This is a genomic window from uncultured Legionella sp., from assembly GCF_937871865.1.
Lineage (GTDB): Bacteria > Pseudomonadota > Gammaproteobacteria > Legionellales > Legionellaceae > Legionella.
Window position 1 is genome coordinate 1 of sequence record NZ_CALMPD010000045.1, and the last position, 17,022, is coordinate 17,022.

Consider the following 17,022-nt stretch of genomic DNA (forward strand, 5'->3'; position numbering starts at 1 on the left):
CTATGAAAAGGGGCAATGGGAAGAAGTACCGATGCAACATTATAATGGTTTAGATATCAGTAAATTATATATAGATTGTTTGGCTCTGATTGCCAAAAGTACGTCAGCGATACATAGCTAAAATCATAATGAAGGCTTAGACAATGTTTTTTATGAGATACCTGGCTGCATTATTTTATGATGCAATGATTCTTTCGGTTTTATTTTTTACAGTAACAGCATTGATGCTGCCATTTAACCATCATCATGCTATAGCACCAGGAACCCTTTGGTATCAGTGCACACTGATGTTCACGGCATTTATTTATTATCAGAGCTCAATGCGCTTTGGAGGTCAAACATTAGGGATGCGTGCCTGGCGGTTTAAATTAACCACCTTAACTAAAGAAACGCTGTCTAATAAACAAATCGTATTACGCATTCTTTGTTTTTTACCGTCCTTCTTCATGGCTATTTTTTACTTTAAAGCCAGCTATATGCTCCTGAATCAATGGACCAGGTCAGATTTTATCAAAACAGAAGCAGACTGAGGAATTAAAGCATTAGAACATGCAGCAGGAAACTTAACGTTTAATTCCTGCCGAAGAAGAACTGTGTGTCTGCTTATACGTATCACGAGGAGCTTCAGAAGGATAGCCATAACCTTTATCTGCAATTCGTTTCACATTTTGCAGATAACGCTCTCCCCATTGCCCAGGCTCGAAGTTCGTTACGACAACGTTATAGCTTAAATTGATAATTGATTCAAAAGCCTTTCGTTGGGATAGTTCATGCCCGCCAAAAGCGACTTGAACTTCATCCTCAGCTGTAACCCCCCCTGATTTTAATCGCTCCACAAGGATGCTGATCATCTTTTCTATCGTGTAAAATAATTTACACATTGACATCCCTGCTTCAAACATATCAGCACTTTTCGATGTAGATAATCTGGAACCAAAATCGTGAATATCATAAACAAACTCTAACTCATCGGTATTGGCGATGTATTCTGGCTTAATAATAATTGGAGGCAAAATACTGTCTATATGAGGAGAAGTCACATAAAGATGGAAATCAGCCCAATGCCACCAAATCTGGTAAACACGTTCCATCAAGGTTATAGGATTATTTAAATCCGCTTCAAACTCCAATTTGCGCTGATCAAGACTGATTTCCGTCACAAAACCTTGATTCTCTTTATTCTCAGAGTCAGTCATTTGTTTACCCAAGTTTAAATCAGATAATTTTATATTAGCCCAAAATTGAATAATGAGCACGAATGATTACACGAATAACGGTAAAAAACCCGTAAAATTATACTCTTAAATTCAAATTTATCTATAAAAAGAGTTTCTCTGGTGATTTTAAGGCTCAAAGAAGATATTGATAATATTCCGGTGGGGTACGACATTTAAAGCAGGCACTTCGACAACCAGCACTCTCCTGACATCGTTTAATGACGCCTTTATTAAGCCAAATATCCAGCATCGGTTGTAACGCCGACAGATCCAGGTTAAATTCTCGGGTCAATTGCTGTGTGCTGACAATACCCTGCCGGCCAATATATTCACGAATTTGTAACAGCACCATGCTTCTCCACGTATTCTCCACTGTATCTAAATACAGCAATAACCAGAACGATGCTCGTCAACATAGCACCTATCCATAAAACGCTCTGTTGCGGATGCTCAAAAAATTTAGCCAGTTGATAAAACACCACTGCAGCGGCATAGGCGACAATAAAAGACCATATTACTGACGTCCACATCAACTGCTTGTTTGCCTCCTGTCGTATTACCGCCATAGTAGACACACAGGGGATATACAGTAGAACAAACAGTAAATAAGCATAGGCACCTGCTTGACCATCAAAACGCTGTGCCATCATTCCATAAACTGTTTTTGATACGTCACTATCAGCAGCACTGGCTAAAACCGGGTTCCACAGCGCAGAACCTAAGTGAGACAGATTGTCTGGTATAGACCAAAATGCAGCTTTAATTCCAGCCCAAAAATCGAACTGAGCTGCGGCAATTTCGCCTAAATGACCCACCTGAGCATATAAAGTATTCAGCGTCCCAACGACAACTTCTTTTGCTAACATTCCAGTTAACAAACCAACCGTTGCCGGCCAATTATCCTGGTGTATTCCCATAGGAGAAAACAATGGCGTTATCCACTGCCCTACTACAGAAAGCAAAGATTCAGTACTGGCTTCACCAGAGTTAATCCCCCCACCCAAGGTAATGGCATTCAATCCACCAAGGACAACGCAAATAGGGATGATTAATTTTCCAGCACGGAATACAAAAAATTTAAGGCGCATCATCGTTTCGCGCATCAAACGCTTGAAGGCAGGTTTATGGTAAGCAGGTAATTCCAGAATCAATGGTGATGCATGACCTCTTAACGTCGTTTTTCGTAAAATCAAGCCCGTTAAAACGGCCATTAAGATACCAATCAAGTATAAGGAGAACACCACGTTCTGGCCCCCTGTGGGAAAAAATGCGGCAACAAAGACAGCATAAATCGCCAAACGCGCACTGCAGGACATGAACGGACTCATCATGACAGTTAATAAGCGATCGCGTTCTGAGTCAAGAGTTCGAGCCGCCATAATAGCTGGCACGTTACAACCAAATCCAACTATCATAGGAACAAACGATTTTCCAGGAAGCCCCATAGCCCGCATCGCTTTATCAACAACAAAAGCGGCTCTGGCCATATAACCCGAGGTTTCGAGTAAAGATAAGAAGAAAAACATGGATGCAATAACAGGGATAAAGGTTAACGTAGTATTAATGCCTTTACCTACTCCATTAGCTATTAGTGCAATGAACCAATTGGGTGCGTGTACTTGTTGCAGTAACCAGGCACTACCTTGAACAAAAATGGTATCAGTTCCAATATCAAAGAAATCCTGAAACGCTCCTCCAATATTGATGGCAAATAAAAACATCAAATACATCATGACAAAAAAGATAGGCAGTGCGAAAAAGCGATGCAGCACTATCCTGTCTAATTTTGCAGTAAAATGTTCACTCGCATCACTGCGCTTTTGTTGAACAGCCAAAACAATCTGGTGGATGCTCTGATAACGAGCATCAGCTAATAAGACATCAATACTTAACGCATTATAGGACTGCTCCCATTCAGTTTGCAGAGGCTCTTGCCCAATTAACGAGTCACCTTCCGCCATTCGACGCGAATAATAATACGCGAGCGATTGGTTGTAGCCTTGCTGAATCAACCTGGTTTCCAGATTATTTAATGCCTCTTGTACGTCCAATGGTAAAGACAGTGCTAAAGGGGTTCTGTGTTCTGGAATAGTTAAAAATGCTTGTTGTAATTCTGGAATGCCTTGATTTTTATGCGCTTGCACTGGAATAACTGGGCAACCTAGTTGCTGTTCCAATGCGTTAATATTAATAGAAATGCCACGTTGCTGTGCGATATCCATCATATTAAGCGCTACAATTACCGGTTTCCCTAACTCCAGAATTTGACTGGTTAAATATAAATGTCGCTCAAGATGACTGGCATCGATTACATTAATAATGCAATCAGCGTCCAGGCTCACTATGGATTGAGCAGCAATTTGCTCGTCCTGACTCATTCCCTGTGCATTGGCAATCAGAGAATACACCCCGGGCAAATCAGTTACTTCAATAGACTGGCCGTCCAGCGACAACATACCGGTTTTCTTTTCAACGGTAACTCCAGGCCAATTTCCAACCCGCTGATTATCACCCGTTAATGAATTAAACAAGGTAGTTTTACCGCAATTGGGGTTTCCTACTAATAAAATGTGAGTCATAGACGCTCCAATATTAATTGACTCGCTTCTTCTTTGCGAAGAGTTAAAGAGGTACCTCTAACGTCAATCTGTACCGGACAGCCTAAAGGAGCGATTCGTACTACAGAAAACTCAACACCACGAGTTACCCCCAGAGACAAAAGGCGTCTTCTGTATTGCAAATCGGTTGCACCAAAATCAACTAATCGAGCTCTATCTCCGCGCATTAATTCAGAAATATTCATCATAGGATAATAAAAATAATTTAATAAACATATTTTACCATAAATGATATCGAGAATCATTCTCATTTGAATAAAAAATGTTCCTTTCTCTTTAAATTACCTGCAGGGGCGCAGAACGTCATCGCATTCATGAGGAGCATCAGAAATCTCTTTGCAGTCACCGTTGGCCGATACATGAAAAACTAGCCCAGCACCGAAGAAGCCAATTTCAATCGACCAAAGAAAAGAACTCCACTGTCATTGAGTTTCTTTGCGCCTAGAATTCGACAAATCTATTTTTGCAGATTCAACAGTCGATTTAGTTTCTGTTATAATTTCCGCGAGCCCTTGTTTTCAGTATAGGGTTCTCACCATTAAAATCGGATTTTCCAGATAAGCTCTAAGGATAAGTTATGCAAATAAAGTTCAAATATCTATTAGTCAACAAAATATTAGCCTGTATTCTATTCTTGTTAATCGGGACTACAGCACAGGCCGGAAAATCTCTTTGGGCTATTGTACCCATACCCGGAAGTGAATGGGCCCAAACCGTTCCAGAAAACGCCGAGGGAACGATACAATATCGAGTTAAAAATAACACTAACGCGTTTAGAACCCTTGCCCTTTGGCCAGTAGATGGCATAACTCAAACGACTCCGTGTCACGTAGCACCTGAAGGAGCTGTCGATGACTTCTGTATTTTAAATATTGCTATTAACGGCAGTAAATTGATTTTAGAGGGCGTTAAGGGAGGTCCTCGAGTATGTCAAACGAACTCAAATGGTAATCCCAACGCAAATCAATGCTATACACCAAATGGCACCCATAGTTTAGATATTAAACGAGGTTCAGCGGTCAATACTCTGATTAATGTACACCCATCAGTATTAACCATTCCTGTTGAAGGTACTGGAGTAATTACTATAACGAACAGTGCGTTATCCAAAGAAGCCTCTCATAATCTACATATACCAAACTTTAGTGGGAACATAAGCATTATAAGCACTACATGTGGATTAAATCTTGCAGTTGGAGCAAGCTGTACTGTTACTTTTACTGCAACAACAGAACAGGAACTCACTAATATAGCAATTAAAGGCAGCAACACAAATACGGCAAATGTTGCGGTGCAGGCTGTTACACCACCGGCGCTACTCACCGTGACGCCAGCAACAGTGTACGTTTTTGAACATCAAAAATTTGATGTCATTGTAAAAAATAGAATAGGTTCCCGCACAGCAGCAGAAAATATAATAGCCAACATTCCCAGCAATAGTGCTATTAGCGTAGCCAACAGTACTTGTGGTTCAAGCCTTGCAATAGGCCATAGCTGCACAATTACCTTTCTTGCAGGCGCACCTGAAGTCCCAGCGACAATTACGATAGAAGGCAGTAATACTAATACTCAACATATAAATACCATAGTTACCAACCAAGCTCATGCAAGCATTACTTCACCTGAACCACAAGACCGTGTTGTACCAGTGTCAGGCGCATCACTATCGTTGAATCTATCCTATGACACTATCGGAGGCCCTGTAACATCCTTTACAGTTATTGACAATCCAGCCTGTCCTAACTTGATTGTCAATGATGCTGGATGCGTAAATCTAGCTCCGGGATCCAGTTGCATACTAGAGTTAAGTTCTAATACTCCCTATATCCCATGTACTATTGCAATAACAGGAAACAACCAGGCATTGATTGCTTTTTCATACCTTAATGGGTTGGTATTTGAGTCGAATGGCGTTAACGGTAAAATTGTAGCTGACAGCTCCCTGGGATTTAAAAGTTACTGGTTGCATAGTGCAGTAAACGTAAATGGAACTGGTTTCGATGGAAAAATCAATACCGACTTGATTGTTAATAGTCCTACCTGTATGCAATACCCTCAGTATTGTGCCGCCCAACGTTGTCGGGACATCGGCCCTGAATGGTACCTTCCCGTCATAGAGGAAGTAATTACATTCTATCGAATACTATGCCCTAAGACTTCGTGTAAATTTGGAGGAATTACTAATGGTCTCACTTATTGGAGCTCTTCTCCGACGGGGCAATACTACACAATTTTTACGTTGTCTTCGGGCCAGGTTTTTTTCGATTTTCAAGCCCAAAGTTACGACACCCGCTGTATTCAGCAATTTTAAATCTTTTTCTGTATCAATATGTTGCTGAGAGCCTCCATGGCTCGCAGCGATTGAGTGCAGAGCATATCATTAATTTGTGAACCCTAGCTTATGATGGTCTATTATTGAGCTAAGAAACAAAGCCTACTGGTGACACGCTTGTTAAAGCATTTGATTCCTCATGTAAACTTTGTGCAAGAAGTTGAGCGTTCAATGCTTTCAAACAGGCTATTTTTAACACGTTTTCAAGCTTAGACTCGGCGGGTATTTTTTGTAATTTGCTAATCATGGCAATTTCATCAATTTTAAGATAAGGATTAACAATTATATTTAGTTCTTCGTTGTGGAGTAAAAATCTACAATTTAATTTTTGGCCTTCTTTAAAAGTTAAACACAGTGTTGGGCGCCAGGATAGTGGGACTGATTTAACATTAGACTCCTCCCATATGATTTCAGGAACAGAGTTCTCTTCTAACACGTTTAAACCATATGTATTCACGTCATTTTTGAAACTTTTATGTGTGGATTCTATAAGTTCTAATAAAATATTAATAGAATCAGTTGTTTTGACGCCTACCAACGCTCGCCCTGATTTATGTCCAACGAATACTCCGGCAAAAAGACCTAAAGGTCCTCCAAACATTCCTCCTACTACACTGCTTCCTATAACCGATGTTGCGTATGTACTAAGTTTAAAAGTTGCCGTCATAATACTTCTATCTGTATTAAGAGTTGCAATGTCAGTTTGGGGTATGCGCAGAAACAAAAGGCATAAATCACATAATAGATTGGCTTTAATCAAGTCTTTACAAACTTCTTCTGCACCAGTTTTTTTTAAACTAGTATTATAATCGTTAATATAGATTTTACATTGGCTTAAAATATTTTCTAAAATAGCTTTTTTAGTATTTCCCTTGGGTAAGTCTTTAACTTTATTTTCTATTTTTTCAAGAGCAGCTCGAAGAGGGGAAAAATCTTTTTCTTTTGCAAAAGGGGTTTTTTCTATCTTTGTGAACATAAATTACTTCCTGTATTGTTTATAATCATTTAGATGGGTAAATATTTCACTTATTCACCTAATTTGTCAATATGTTCCTGATCAAATAAACTTATTAATCATGTGGTTAACTCATGTTCGGCTTTAATGTTATGAACCATCCGGCTTTGCTTCTTAACCCTAGGCAGTGTCTACCTTCACAAAGTTCAGACGGCTCTATAACTTGCAGGCATTCTCAATGACGTCATTTTATTGAGCATACCAAAACCCATCATAACCTGTAGATTCTGAGACTGAAGCTGTTTTGCTGGTTTGGCTGTCAATAATTGAGGTGTTGGGGAGACGTTTACGCCCTGCTCTTATCCGTATCTGCTCGCGCAATATCCTGTTTATTTCATCCAGAGTACCATCTTTTTTCCATGCATTTAAATAATCATAGACCGTTGATTTGGGGGGATTTCAGGGGCAAGTCGCGCTGACATCCTGTACACAGCATATACAGGAGAGTATTCACTACTTTGCGAAGATCGGTCGTCTTTGGTCTGCCTCTATCCTTCTCTGGCGGCAGATGGGGTTTTATCAATTGTCACTGTTTGTCCGTTAAATCACTGCGATATGAGTTCCGTGTCCTTGCTGCTATGATTTATGAGAGCCCTTCTCTTTAGTATAGGGCTCTCGCGGCATCAAATGGGATTTCCCAGCTGGCTCTTAGAAAGCCCGTACGCAACGTATTCCTGCCAAAGTTGAAAAGCTTTTCGGAGTTGACAATTGATTCGGTGTTGGATTAAAGAATTGTGTCCATGCATCATCTTTAGGATTGCCCAAGATATAATTTGATTCAGTAGAACTCCAGAAGTAACCAGCGAGCAAATTTATATTATTAAAAGCAACTAAATTGGATTGGATATTTTGCTGTGCGGGCGCAGTAGGGCTACCACAATTAGTACCATATGAAGAAATATCATATCCCATTTCACAGATCGACGGTAGATACCAATCAATATAGCGATAATTACCAGAGCGAGTGGAATAATACTCGCAAACCGCAGCAGCCAGGGGAGGATTTAAATTGGCATTCATAATACGTGTGGTATTACATTGTCCATTGGAAGAGCCATTGCAGGAATTAGGGCCAGCATGGCTGTTTTCATTGATGCCTCCAACCTCAATTAATGGCCCCCATTGCATGGGTCCATGCGCGTTACTGTCTGTCATTACTTTTCCAACAATCTCCGCTGGCCCCGGAACGTCTTCGATATCAAACAAATAGCCGCCCTGAACAATATTACCATAGGTTAAAACGGTAATTGAGATATCAAGTGGTGAGGTTACATTGTCACCCGTTACAGTCAAAGTGCTGGGTGTGGGCTCAGTACCAGGAGGACTTGTTGGTGTGCTGCCCGGAGTAATGGTTAGTGAGCAAGTATCATTGGGTGCAATATCACCACAACTGGCCGGAGTCACAATAGTGCCGCTGGGAAGGCTCGGTGAGATGCTATAAGTGACATTTTGCGCAGTAGCAGAACCAAAATTAGTAATATTAATAACCCGGGACTTTGATTCACACAATCCATTCCCCGAATCCCATGTACTCCCATGACTGATACAACTGTTTTCAGTTACGCCACGCTCGCGGGTTAAAATGTCCTTGGCCGTTAAGGTGTACGTGCGATAGAGCGTATTTAATGAAGCCGTGGTGGAGGACGTTGCGGTTACATTAATGTTAAGACTATTCGTGTTAATGCCCTTAATTGCTATAGCAGTTGGGCCTTCGGGTACTGGACTGGAAAAATCCATCGTACACGTCGTATCAGGCTCTAAAATATCTGGGCAATTATTAGTTACATTAATCGCGCTTCCGGCAGGAATTATGGCTTTAATATTATGCAATGCCTGAGCTGTAACGGCCTGATGAATGGTGATAGTGCCATTATTATTGATCGGGAATGTTAGTCCTGGAGGAGTCGCGATAATTATTCCACTTACCCTGATGTTCAAATTATTATCAACAGGTTGATAACATTGATTAGGATTTGGACTGCCATTGGCGTTGGCTTGACACATAGCCAAACCATCTTTAACTCCCTCGCTAGGCAATTGATTCGCACGAATGAATAATCTTAAGAGACAGGTATCATTTGCCTGTCCTGAAGGAGCTAAGCGACAAGGAGCCATCTGCTGTACACCGCTGATATGTTTCATCACCAATGTTTTTTCTTTATGAGAATTATTCTTAACGTAATATGCAACTTTAGCAACAGAGTCTCCTGCAATAGTGATATCTGTTTGCGTTATGGGAGTAAAACTCCATAATGGCCCTCCTGCTTGAGCCATCAAGGTGTTTAATACCAGGGATAAGCCAACTATTATTTGACTACATAAAATGGTTATATTTTTCTGATACACGGTTGTCCTTAATTAGTGCAAGGGAGCAAGTAAAGAACCATCAGAGTAAAGACGATGGTGCTTAGCATCGAAAAACTATATCATTCCTTTAAAAGTATTTAAATAATAAGCTGCTTTGATAGTTTGATTGGCAGATTCTTTATGCTGTTGTCCTTTCTGCACCATGTGGTGTAGTTCAATCCCAGCCAAGGTCTCCTCTAAGGAAAAAAGACTCATGGGGCACCAATCTACAATAATATTGGAGTTCATGTCATATTCTGTACAATACGGCGAGGATGACGACTTAGATAATCTACAGATTGCATTTCCATCAATCGGCTCAATGTACGTTTAAAAGTCTCTTTCATTTCACCCGCAACATACAACGCTTCGATAGGAACTTCAGCAGAGATAATGATATTGATCCCTCGGTCATACATTACATCGATAAAATGAATAAACATGATGGTTTGCAAGGTATGCTTTTCAGTCAAGCGTGGAATACCACTGATGAAAATATTATTGAAACGATCAGCGAGCTCCAGATAATCCAATTGGCTACGAGGCAAATTGCAAATAACATCAAATGAAAACCAAATGGATTCCTCTCCATATTTTAAATAAGGAATATCTCTGCCCTGCACTGAAATAGAACCATTAATCGCCACATCCTTGGCCAGTAATGAAAACTGCCGCTCCATAGCAAGCTCTGTTTGAACGGTCAAAGGACATAAATAAGCATCCATTAAGGGCTGATGACCGATGCGGTAATCTTTTTGAGCAGAAATGTGCAGCACGTCACATTCACGTTTTATAATATCAATCGCAGGTAAAAAGCGGGCGCGTTGCACCCCGTTTAAATATAAATCATCGGGAGCGGTGTTCGAAGAGATAACCAGTATCACGCCATTGGCTTGTAAAGCCTTAAATAGCTCAGCCAGAATCATGGCATAGGCAACATCATGTACCAGAAACTCATCAAAACATAATAAGCGCGTGGATTGAGCAATCTCTTTTGCAACCAGCCGTAAAGGGTCTTTTTTTCCTTGAAACTGCCTTAATTTAAAATCAATTTGTTGCATAAAATGATGGAAATGAAACCGTGCTTTTTTCTTTTCTTCAACATATTGATAAAATAAATCGACTAAATAAGTTTTGCCAACTCCTACTGAACCATAAATATATAAGCCTTTAATCGATTGTTTATGCATCCATGAAAACCAAGAGTTTTTTGATCGAGTTAATTCATCAGCAAGCCGTTGCATATGCACCAGAATTTCTCTTTGTCTGACATCATCATCAATTTCATTGCGAAAAATTGCTGCATCATATTGAGCAATTAAATTCATGATGCTTTAATCCAGCCATGCAGATGCTCTAATAAAGTGGCCTTCAGATCCAATAATTTTCCATGAAAAAAATGACCCGTATCAGCAAAGGTAACCACCTCAATCTCTGGCATCGATTGGCGGGCAAACTCATAAACCAGATCGCTTGGCACTACTTCATCAGCATCGCCTTGAATGATGAGCCAGGATTCAGGACGCGCCTCAAATTCGGCATAATTATAATGATGAACGGGAGGCGCAATGGTGATTAAAATACTGGCATCAGCTTGTGCAGCAGTCCTGTAAGCAACATAAGAACCAAAAGAAAAACCGGCACAAATTAATTTCAGTTCAGGCAGCTCTTTCTGCCATGCTCTAACCAGCCCCAGCATATCCTCACTTTCACCTATCCCTGCATCATAAGCCCCTGAGGATTGGCCGACTCCTCTAAAATTAAAACGTAATGAAGGGATACCGAATTCTTTAAACGCACGCGCCATAGTGGTCACTACTTTATTATTCATAGTTCCACCCTGTAGCGAATGGGGATGGCCTAAAAATGCAACATGCTGGTGCTTAATGGTATCGGGAACAGTCAATACGGCTTCAATCTCGCCAGCCCCCCCATTGAGTAATAAAAAATGTTCCCCGGGGGTATTTAATTTTTCAGTGAATTGCATAAAAAACCTGTTATTATAAAAGTCATAAATGATACATCAGATTCAGAGTATATATAACTGCCAATCGTTGTGAATTCCAGATATTCAGCCCCACGATATTTAAGGATTAAAAAGTGAATGACCTACAAGATCCCCCGTTAAAAAATGCAGCCATGCCCGCCCTACACGAATCTGGGACTCAAAACAGGATAAAACGTTTTGTTCTTCTGATTGTAATACCCCTCTCACTTATCTTTATTGGCGCAATAATCTATTTAATGAGTGGGCGCTACGTTGAAACCGATAATGCATACGTTAAAGCAGATAAAATACCTATTAGCCCCCAGATATCAGGAATGGTACTAGATACTCTGGCTCAGGAAAACCAGCACGTAGTGAAAGATCAGATTTTATATAAACTGGACCCAGCACCATATCAGGTCGCCCTGATTCGTGCTCAATCACATCTGGACCAGGTGCGACTTGATTTGCTTGCGCTTAAAGCTGGATATCATGCAAAACAAGCAGAAATTGCGCTGGCAAAAACCAAATACAATTTTTCCTTACTGAACGAGAAACGACAAACTGATTTAGCAGCAAAACATTTCACTTCAGCTTCTAATCTTGATGAAGCAAAAGAAGGAGCAGAAATCGCGGCACAACAAGTATTAACGATAGAACATGATTTAGAACGCCTGCAAGAATCTCTTGCCGGAAATGTAAATAAACCTATAGAACAACATCCAAGCTATCTCATGGCAAAAGCAGAACTGGATCAGGCGAAACTGAATCTATCCTATACCGAAATTAAAGCCCCTGCTTCTGGCATAATTAACACTCCTCCTAAACCCGGCCAGTATGTTTCTGCCGGGACGATATCCATGACTCTGGTTGCGAACAATCCATGGATTGAAGCAAATTTCCCAGAAAAAGAACTCACCAATATCCATCCCGGTGAATCTGTAGTCGTTACTATAGACGTGTATCCAGGAACAAAGTGGAAAGGCAGCGTAGAAAGTATCAGCCCCGCCACAGGTTCAGAATTCTCCATTATCCCAGCACAAAATGCCACGGGGAACTGGGTAAAAATAGCGCAAAGAGTTTCAGTACGAATTAAATTACAACCAGAAGAACATCAACTTCAACTACGCTCAGGACTAAGCTCGTGGGTGAAAATAGACACGAAATCCCCTCATCCTTCAGAAAAAAATTCTTAAGCGAGTAACAATGTCCCTGAGCGCTCAGCCCTTACATTCGTATTCTCCTTCCCGTAGAGTATGGGTTACTTTATCGGTGATGCTGGCAACCATTATGCAGGCGCTAGATACTACTATTGCCAATGTTGCCCTGCCGCATATGCAAGGAGCCATGGGGGCAACGCAAGAACAGATCTCCTGGGTGCTCACCTCCTATATTGTAGCAGCAGCGATATTCATGCCTCTGACCGGATATCTGAGTAACCGATTTGGGCGTAAACGTCTGTTTATCCTGTCTGTGATTGGTTTTACCATTGCCTCAATGCTGTGCGGTGCCGCCCAAAGTCTGGCTCAAATTGTCCTGTTTCGCCTGTTACAGGGTGTTTTTGGCGCATGTCTGGTTCCCATCTCTCAATCAGTATTATTAGATACGTACCCTCCGGAGCAACACGGATCAGCAATGGCTATCTGGGGCATGGGAGTAATGATAGGCCCAATCCTCGGCCCTTCTCTTGGAGGATGGTTAACGGAATATTACAGCTGGCGCTGGGTATTTTATATAAATTTACCTTTAGGCTTATTAGCCTGGTCAGGATTAACTACATTTCTCCAGGAAACCAAACTCAAAATGGGATCACATTTTGATCTGATGGGCTTTGCCTTTTTAAGCATTGCTATTGGCTCACTGCAATTATTTCTGGACAGAGGACAATCATTAGATTGGTTTAATAGCAATGAAATTATCATCGAAGGCATCTGCTTTATTTTGTGCCTGTATCTGTTCGTAGCCCATATCCTGACGGGTAAAAATCCATTCATAGATCCTGCGATGTTTAAAGATCGTAATTTCAGTGTGGGCCTGGCCTTTATTTTCATCATTGGTATTATTTTATTGGCAACAATGGCTTTGTTGCCTCCCTATTTACAAAGCTTGAAAGGCTACCCTATCATTGATATAGGATTAGTTCTTGCACCCCGAGGAATAGGGACAATGCTTGCCATGATGATCGTAGGCAAACTGTCGAGAACGGTGGATACCCGCTATCAAATTTTAGGAGGATTAATCCTGACTAGTTATTCGTTATGGTTAATGACCTTATTTAATACGGACATTACGGCATACACTATTACCTATACCGGGGTAATCCAGGGTTTTGGTCTTGGCTTTATTTTCGTACCATTATCTACCTTGGCGTTTGCCACCTTGCCCGTTCAATACCGCAATGACGGTACTCCCTTATTCAGCCTGCTGAGAAATATAGGCAGCAGTATTGGCATATCAATAGTAATGACCAAACTGGCGCAAAATATTCAGGCAAATCATGCCGCTTTTGTTGATTTTATTACCCCATATAATTTGGGCCTGCGATTGACAAGTGAAGCAGGAGTAATGAATATTAAAACGACAGCAGGATTAGCTTTCCTTAATGCCGAAGTAACGCGCCAAGCCGCGTCACTGGCCTATTTACAAGATTTTCGCTTTATGATGTGGTTGGTACTGTGCGCCCTTCCATTGCTACTGCTCTTAAAACCGGCAGCGAAGAATTCGCCTGACGAAAATACAGGGGCAACACCAGAGTTTGAACTATAGCGCTGAATACAATAGGTAGCTGCCCCGTATTCATCCACCTGCTAAGTGCTAGCCTCACACGTCAGTTATGGAATTGCACATTGTTTCGTTGCAGAAACTGTGATTCAGTCCCCCTTAATGCCTCTATGAATGATTAAGCCCAAAGCAGAGAAAGAGTCAATCCACTTAAGATCAATGCACCACAATCTAGAGCGTAGCGCCATCAGATAACTTATTAGGATCAGTGCCTGCATCGTCGTTCTTTACTTGCAATTCATTTGATGGTTCCTCTTTTGAAGCCTCCTCTTTTCTTCCAAAAAATCGTGGTAATTCTTTTATGCTTAACCGCCTCTTATATCTTGAGTTAGACGTTCTTGAGATTCCTTCAATTTTTGCACCATTAGATGCAGCCAGATCCGTATCGCCATTATCAATACCTGGATTGGATTTTCGAGAAATACATTCAACTGCTTCATTAGATGACGTAGCCTGCTCTGCATCTCCGTTGTCAATAAATGACTGAATCTTTCCAGAACTAATCTTATTCGTTGTAGAAATAAAATCAGAAGTGAGGTGCATTTGGACTGAAAACTCTTCATTTTTATTAATATATGTTTGCTGATGAAGAAGAGCTTGTTGAATACTGCCTAAAGAAAGCATTTGTTCCAAGTATGATTTTGTTCCATTTTCACTCATAGACATTAAAATATCTCTTGTAATGATAGGCAGAAAAGGAATACCTTCCTGGCTTATGAGTTGGCGCAAATTATAAAAATTCCCAAAAGGAGAAATACACTGCAAGAGCCCTTTTAGTAACTTATTATCGTCTTCAGATAGATCTACATGTTTCAGTATGTTTCGTGATAACCCTTGTATTATCCAAAAGGCCCCTTGCAAATCCAGACAAGGAATTTTGCATAATTTAGTTGCCGTATGCATGTACAGTTGAAACACCTTGATACATGACTGTTCATTAGCGTTGGAAACATCATCGTTCACTCGATAATACAATCGATCAGAAAACGCTTGTAATGCTGTAAAATTGGGAGCAGGTTTCTTTTCCTTTGTATTAAGTGCTTCTTGCATTAGCTCATAAAACTTAAGGGAGGTAAAATGAAATCGATCATAGCTAAAAATTTCTTGAGCCAGAACCGAAGCGTATTCATCAATCTGTTCGATGTTTTTAGCGCTAATGCCTGCAATGAATTTCTCATGCTCCACATTAAACGGCTTATCAATGCCGCTTAGCTGAGGAATGATGTCTGTTTTTTCTATATTGCTTAATGTATCCCAAAAGAAACTTGCCGCATTTTTACGATTTGTTTTTTCTCCCGTATACAGTCCACTTGCACTTAGTATGTGTTTGTTGTCTCCTGTTGCATGTACCCCATAGGCAAGCATAGAAAGTATAGAGCTATCTATCTCAATAAGGTTATTAATACTATGTCCCGATATAGATTCATTGCTAAACAGGACAGTCATTAGCGAGGCTATATTCTGCTCTTTTTTCGTCAGGCTGATAAGGTAAGGTTGAAAAGGAAGATTTGCTATCGGAATCAGCTCTTGAGGAGACTGTTGTTCTGAAAGATAAGTCGAGACAGAAATGCTTCCATTAGAAGACAACGAAGTGGTGCTTGCCCCACTGAAATCGGTTTCAAGATGATTCGCTCCGGTTAAGTCAACACAGTTAAAATTTGCATTATTCAGAGCTAATCCTTCCAAATTGACAAACTGCATTATTGAATTTGAAAATAAATTGTCAGCCCCAAACTTTGTTTGGCTCAAATCACTAAAACTGAGTTTTGACTTATAAAATTGTGTTGCATTGAGCACTGTCCCCTTAAATTGGGAATCAAAAATAGCACATCCATTAAACGATGCTTTAGTAAGATCTGCATTATTAAAATTGCATCGATTAAAAATAACACCATCAAAATTAGCCATACTCATGTCAAGATCTTGAAAATCCAACTGAGTACAATAAATGGTAATCGCCTTATTTCCGCCAAAATAAGCAATAGACATATAGCCTAAAAACCCATCGTCACCAAGTGACGTTAAGTATTCTTTAACATCATCTGATGTTGCAAACATAATACTCGAACGTTGCTGCGGTGTTTCATCTGCTTTAACAAGTGAAAAGGCTTTGCCGATTACTTCATTGAATATCGAATTTCGATTGCCATAGGTTATATCGCTACTTTTCTTTTTTGCAGGAATGTAATATTGATAGCTAATCGCCTTCGATGTGTTTTCGCATTTCACCTGATGACGTACCCCCATCGCACTCATAAATTTTGATATAGATATATCTTGCCCTGAAATTAGTTCAAGTTGTTTATTGGTCTTAATTTTTCCCGATTGAGTAATTGCTGCTAAGACAAAGAATGATTTTAAGGGAGTCTTATCTAATGGATATTCTTTCTGACTAAAAAGAGTTTCAATACCATCTGTCTTTCGCAAAATAATGCTACTGCAGTCAGCAATATAATGAGCAAATCTGATTACTCCGAGTTTTGAGCTCTGGAGCAAAACCAATTGTTCATCATAACTTGCTGCCAGCTCATAGGCGACTGGCATGAAAAAACTTTTAATATAAGACAAATACAAAAACCGATTAAACTCGGTTATATTTTTAGGATCGAGAGACTTGGGAGTCTTGTTTAACCGTTCTAACATGTCCGTTACAAATAAAGATAAAACAGAGTTCTCAGAAGATTTCTTTTTTGCAGATTTATTTAAGCAAAGCACCAAAACCGACT

Annotated in this window: 15 protein-coding genes; 4 read left to right on the forward strand and 11 right to left on the reverse strand. The window is 40.3% G+C overall.

Annotation, left to right across the window (positions count from 1 at the left end):
* The first annotated feature begins 143 nt into the window (after window positions 1-143).
* Window positions 144-530, forward strand: coding sequence for an RDD family protein (locus Q0495_RS02595; protein WP_298622720.1), 387 nt, complete (start codon window positions 144-146; stop codon window positions 528-530).
* Between the two features lie 33 nt (window positions 531-563).
* On the opposite strand, the gene Q0495_RS02600 is transcribed toward Q0495_RS02595, so the two are convergent.
* The 4 genes from Q0495_RS02600 to Q0495_RS02615 form a co-directional block, all read right to left on the reverse strand.
* On the reverse strand, window positions 564-1,196 hold the full coding sequence (locus Q0495_RS02600; protein ID WP_298622722.1) for a virulence factor: 633 nt from the start codon (window positions 1,194-1,196) through the stop codon (window positions 564-566).
* Between the two features lie 154 nt (window positions 1,197-1,350).
* A complete protein-coding gene (locus tag Q0495_RS02605; RefSeq protein ID WP_298622743.1) occupies window positions 1,351-1,566 on the reverse strand; it encodes a FeoC-like transcriptional regulator in 216 nt (71 codons plus the stop codon).
* Window positions 1,547-3,796, reverse strand: a complete 2,250-nt coding sequence (gene feoB, locus Q0495_RS02610) for a Fe(2+) transporter permease subunit FeoB (RefSeq protein WP_298622724.1) — start codon at window positions 3,794-3,796, stop codon at window positions 1,547-1,549. Before feoB ends, Q0495_RS02605 begins: the two co-directional genes overlap by 20 nt.
* Window positions 3,793-4,020: a ferrous iron transport protein A gene (locus tag Q0495_RS02615; protein WP_367274369.1), complete on the reverse strand. Its 228-nt coding sequence runs from the start codon at window positions 4,018-4,020 to the stop codon at window positions 3,793-3,795. Before Q0495_RS02615 ends, feoB begins: the two co-directional genes overlap by 4 nt.
* A 392-nt stretch (window positions 4,021-4,412) precedes the next feature.
* Here Q0495_RS02615 and Q0495_RS02620 point away from each other — a divergent pair, with 392 nt between their 5' ends.
* On the forward strand, window positions 4,413-6,146 hold the full coding sequence (locus Q0495_RS02620) for a hypothetical protein (protein ID WP_298622727.1): 1,734 nt from the start codon (window positions 4,413-4,415) through the stop codon (window positions 6,144-6,146).
* Window positions 6,147-6,255: 109 nt separating this feature from the next.
* Here Q0495_RS02620 and Q0495_RS02625 read toward each other — a convergent pair whose 3' ends face one another.
* From Q0495_RS02625 to Q0495_RS02645, 6 genes are all read right to left on the reverse strand, one after another.
* Entirely contained in the window at window positions 6,256-7,143 is an 888-nt protein-coding gene (locus Q0495_RS02625; RefSeq protein WP_298622729.1) for a hypothetical protein, read from the reverse strand.
* 412 nt (window positions 7,144-7,555) lie between these two features.
* A complete protein-coding gene (locus tag Q0495_RS16790) occupies window positions 7,556-7,705 on the reverse strand; it encodes a transposase (protein ID WP_367274367.1) in 150 nt (49 codons plus the stop codon).
* 125 nt (window positions 7,706-7,830) lie between these two features.
* Complete coding sequence (locus tag Q0495_RS02630; protein WP_298622731.1) at window positions 7,831-9,528, reverse strand: hypothetical protein; 1,698 nt, start codon at window positions 9,526-9,528, stop codon at window positions 7,831-7,833.
* A 75-nt stretch (window positions 9,529-9,603) separates the two neighbouring features.
* Window positions 9,604-9,777 carry a hypothetical protein gene (locus Q0495_RS02635; protein WP_298622732.1) on the reverse strand — a complete coding sequence of 58 codons (174 nt, stop codon included), beginning with the start codon at window positions 9,775-9,777 and terminating at the stop codon, window positions 9,604-9,606.
* A complete protein-coding gene (gene zapE / locus Q0495_RS02640) occupies window positions 9,774-10,856 on the reverse strand; it encodes a cell division protein ZapE (protein ID WP_298622733.1) in 1,083 nt (360 codons plus the stop codon). Before zapE ends, Q0495_RS02635 begins: the two co-directional genes overlap by 4 nt.
* Entirely contained in the window at window positions 10,853-11,515 is a 663-nt protein-coding gene (locus Q0495_RS02645) for an alpha/beta hydrolase (protein WP_298622734.1), read from the reverse strand. The genes zapE and Q0495_RS02645 overlap by 4 nt, the downstream gene beginning before the upstream one ends.
* Before the next feature lie 113 nt (window positions 11,516-11,628).
* Here Q0495_RS02645 and Q0495_RS02650 point away from each other — a divergent pair, with 113 nt between their 5' ends.
* Together Q0495_RS02650 and Q0495_RS02655 are read left to right on the forward strand one after the other, a co-directional pair.
* Window positions 11,629-12,711, forward strand: coding sequence for an HlyD family secretion protein (locus Q0495_RS02650; RefSeq protein ID WP_298622736.1), 1,083 nt, complete (start codon window positions 11,629-11,631; stop codon window positions 12,709-12,711).
* Window positions 12,712-12,721: 10 nt separating this feature from the next.
* Window positions 12,722-14,281 carry a DHA2 family efflux MFS transporter permease subunit gene (locus Q0495_RS02655; RefSeq protein ID WP_298622739.1) on the forward strand — a complete coding sequence of 520 codons (1,560 nt, stop codon included), beginning with the start codon at window positions 12,722-12,724 and terminating at the stop codon, window positions 14,279-14,281.
* A 186-nt stretch (window positions 14,282-14,467) separates the two neighbouring features.
* On the opposite strand, the gene Q0495_RS02660 is transcribed toward Q0495_RS02655, so the two are convergent.
* The coding region (locus Q0495_RS02660) for a RasGEF domain-containing protein (RefSeq protein ID WP_298622741.1) at window positions 14,468-17,022 on the reverse strand (2,555 nt) is incomplete at its 5' end.

Bases quoted from the DNA above. Each gene is read 5' to 3' on its own strand.
- Q0495_RS02595 (WP_298622720.1), top strand. From the start codon at position 144: ATGTTTTTTATGAGATACCTGGCTGCATTATTTTATGATGCAATGATT.
- Q0495_RS02600 (WP_298622722.1), bottom strand. From the start codon at position 1,196: ATGACTGACTCTGAGAATAAAGAGAATCAAGGTTTTGTGACGGAAATC.
- feoB (WP_298622724.1), bottom strand. From the start codon at position 3,796: ATGACTCACATTTTATTAGTAGGAAACCCCAATTGCGGTAAAACTACC.
- Q0495_RS02615 (WP_367274369.1), bottom strand. From the start codon at position 4,020: ATGAATATTTCTGAATTAATGCGCGGAGATAGAGCTCGATTAGTTGAT.
- Q0495_RS02620 (WP_298622727.1), top strand. From the start codon at position 4,413: ATGCAAATAAAGTTCAAATATCTATTAGTCAACAAAATATTAGCCTGT.
- Q0495_RS02625 (WP_298622729.1), bottom strand. From the start codon at position 7,143: ATGTTCACAAAGATAGAAAAAACCCCTTTTGCAAAAGAAAAAGATTTT.
- Q0495_RS02635 (WP_298622732.1), bottom strand. From the start codon at position 9,777: ATGAACTCCAATATTATTGTAGATTGGTGCCCCATGAGTCTTTTTTCC.
- zapE (WP_298622733.1), bottom strand. From the start codon at position 10,856: ATGAATTTAATTGCTCAATATGATGCAGCAATTTTTCGCAATGAAATT.
- Q0495_RS02645 (WP_298622734.1), bottom strand. From the start codon at position 11,515: ATGCAATTCACTGAAAAATTAAATACCCCCGGGGAACATTTTTTATTA.
- Q0495_RS02655 (WP_298622739.1), top strand. From the start codon at position 12,722: ATGTCCCTGAGCGCTCAGCCCTTACATTCGTATTCTCCTTCCCGTAGA.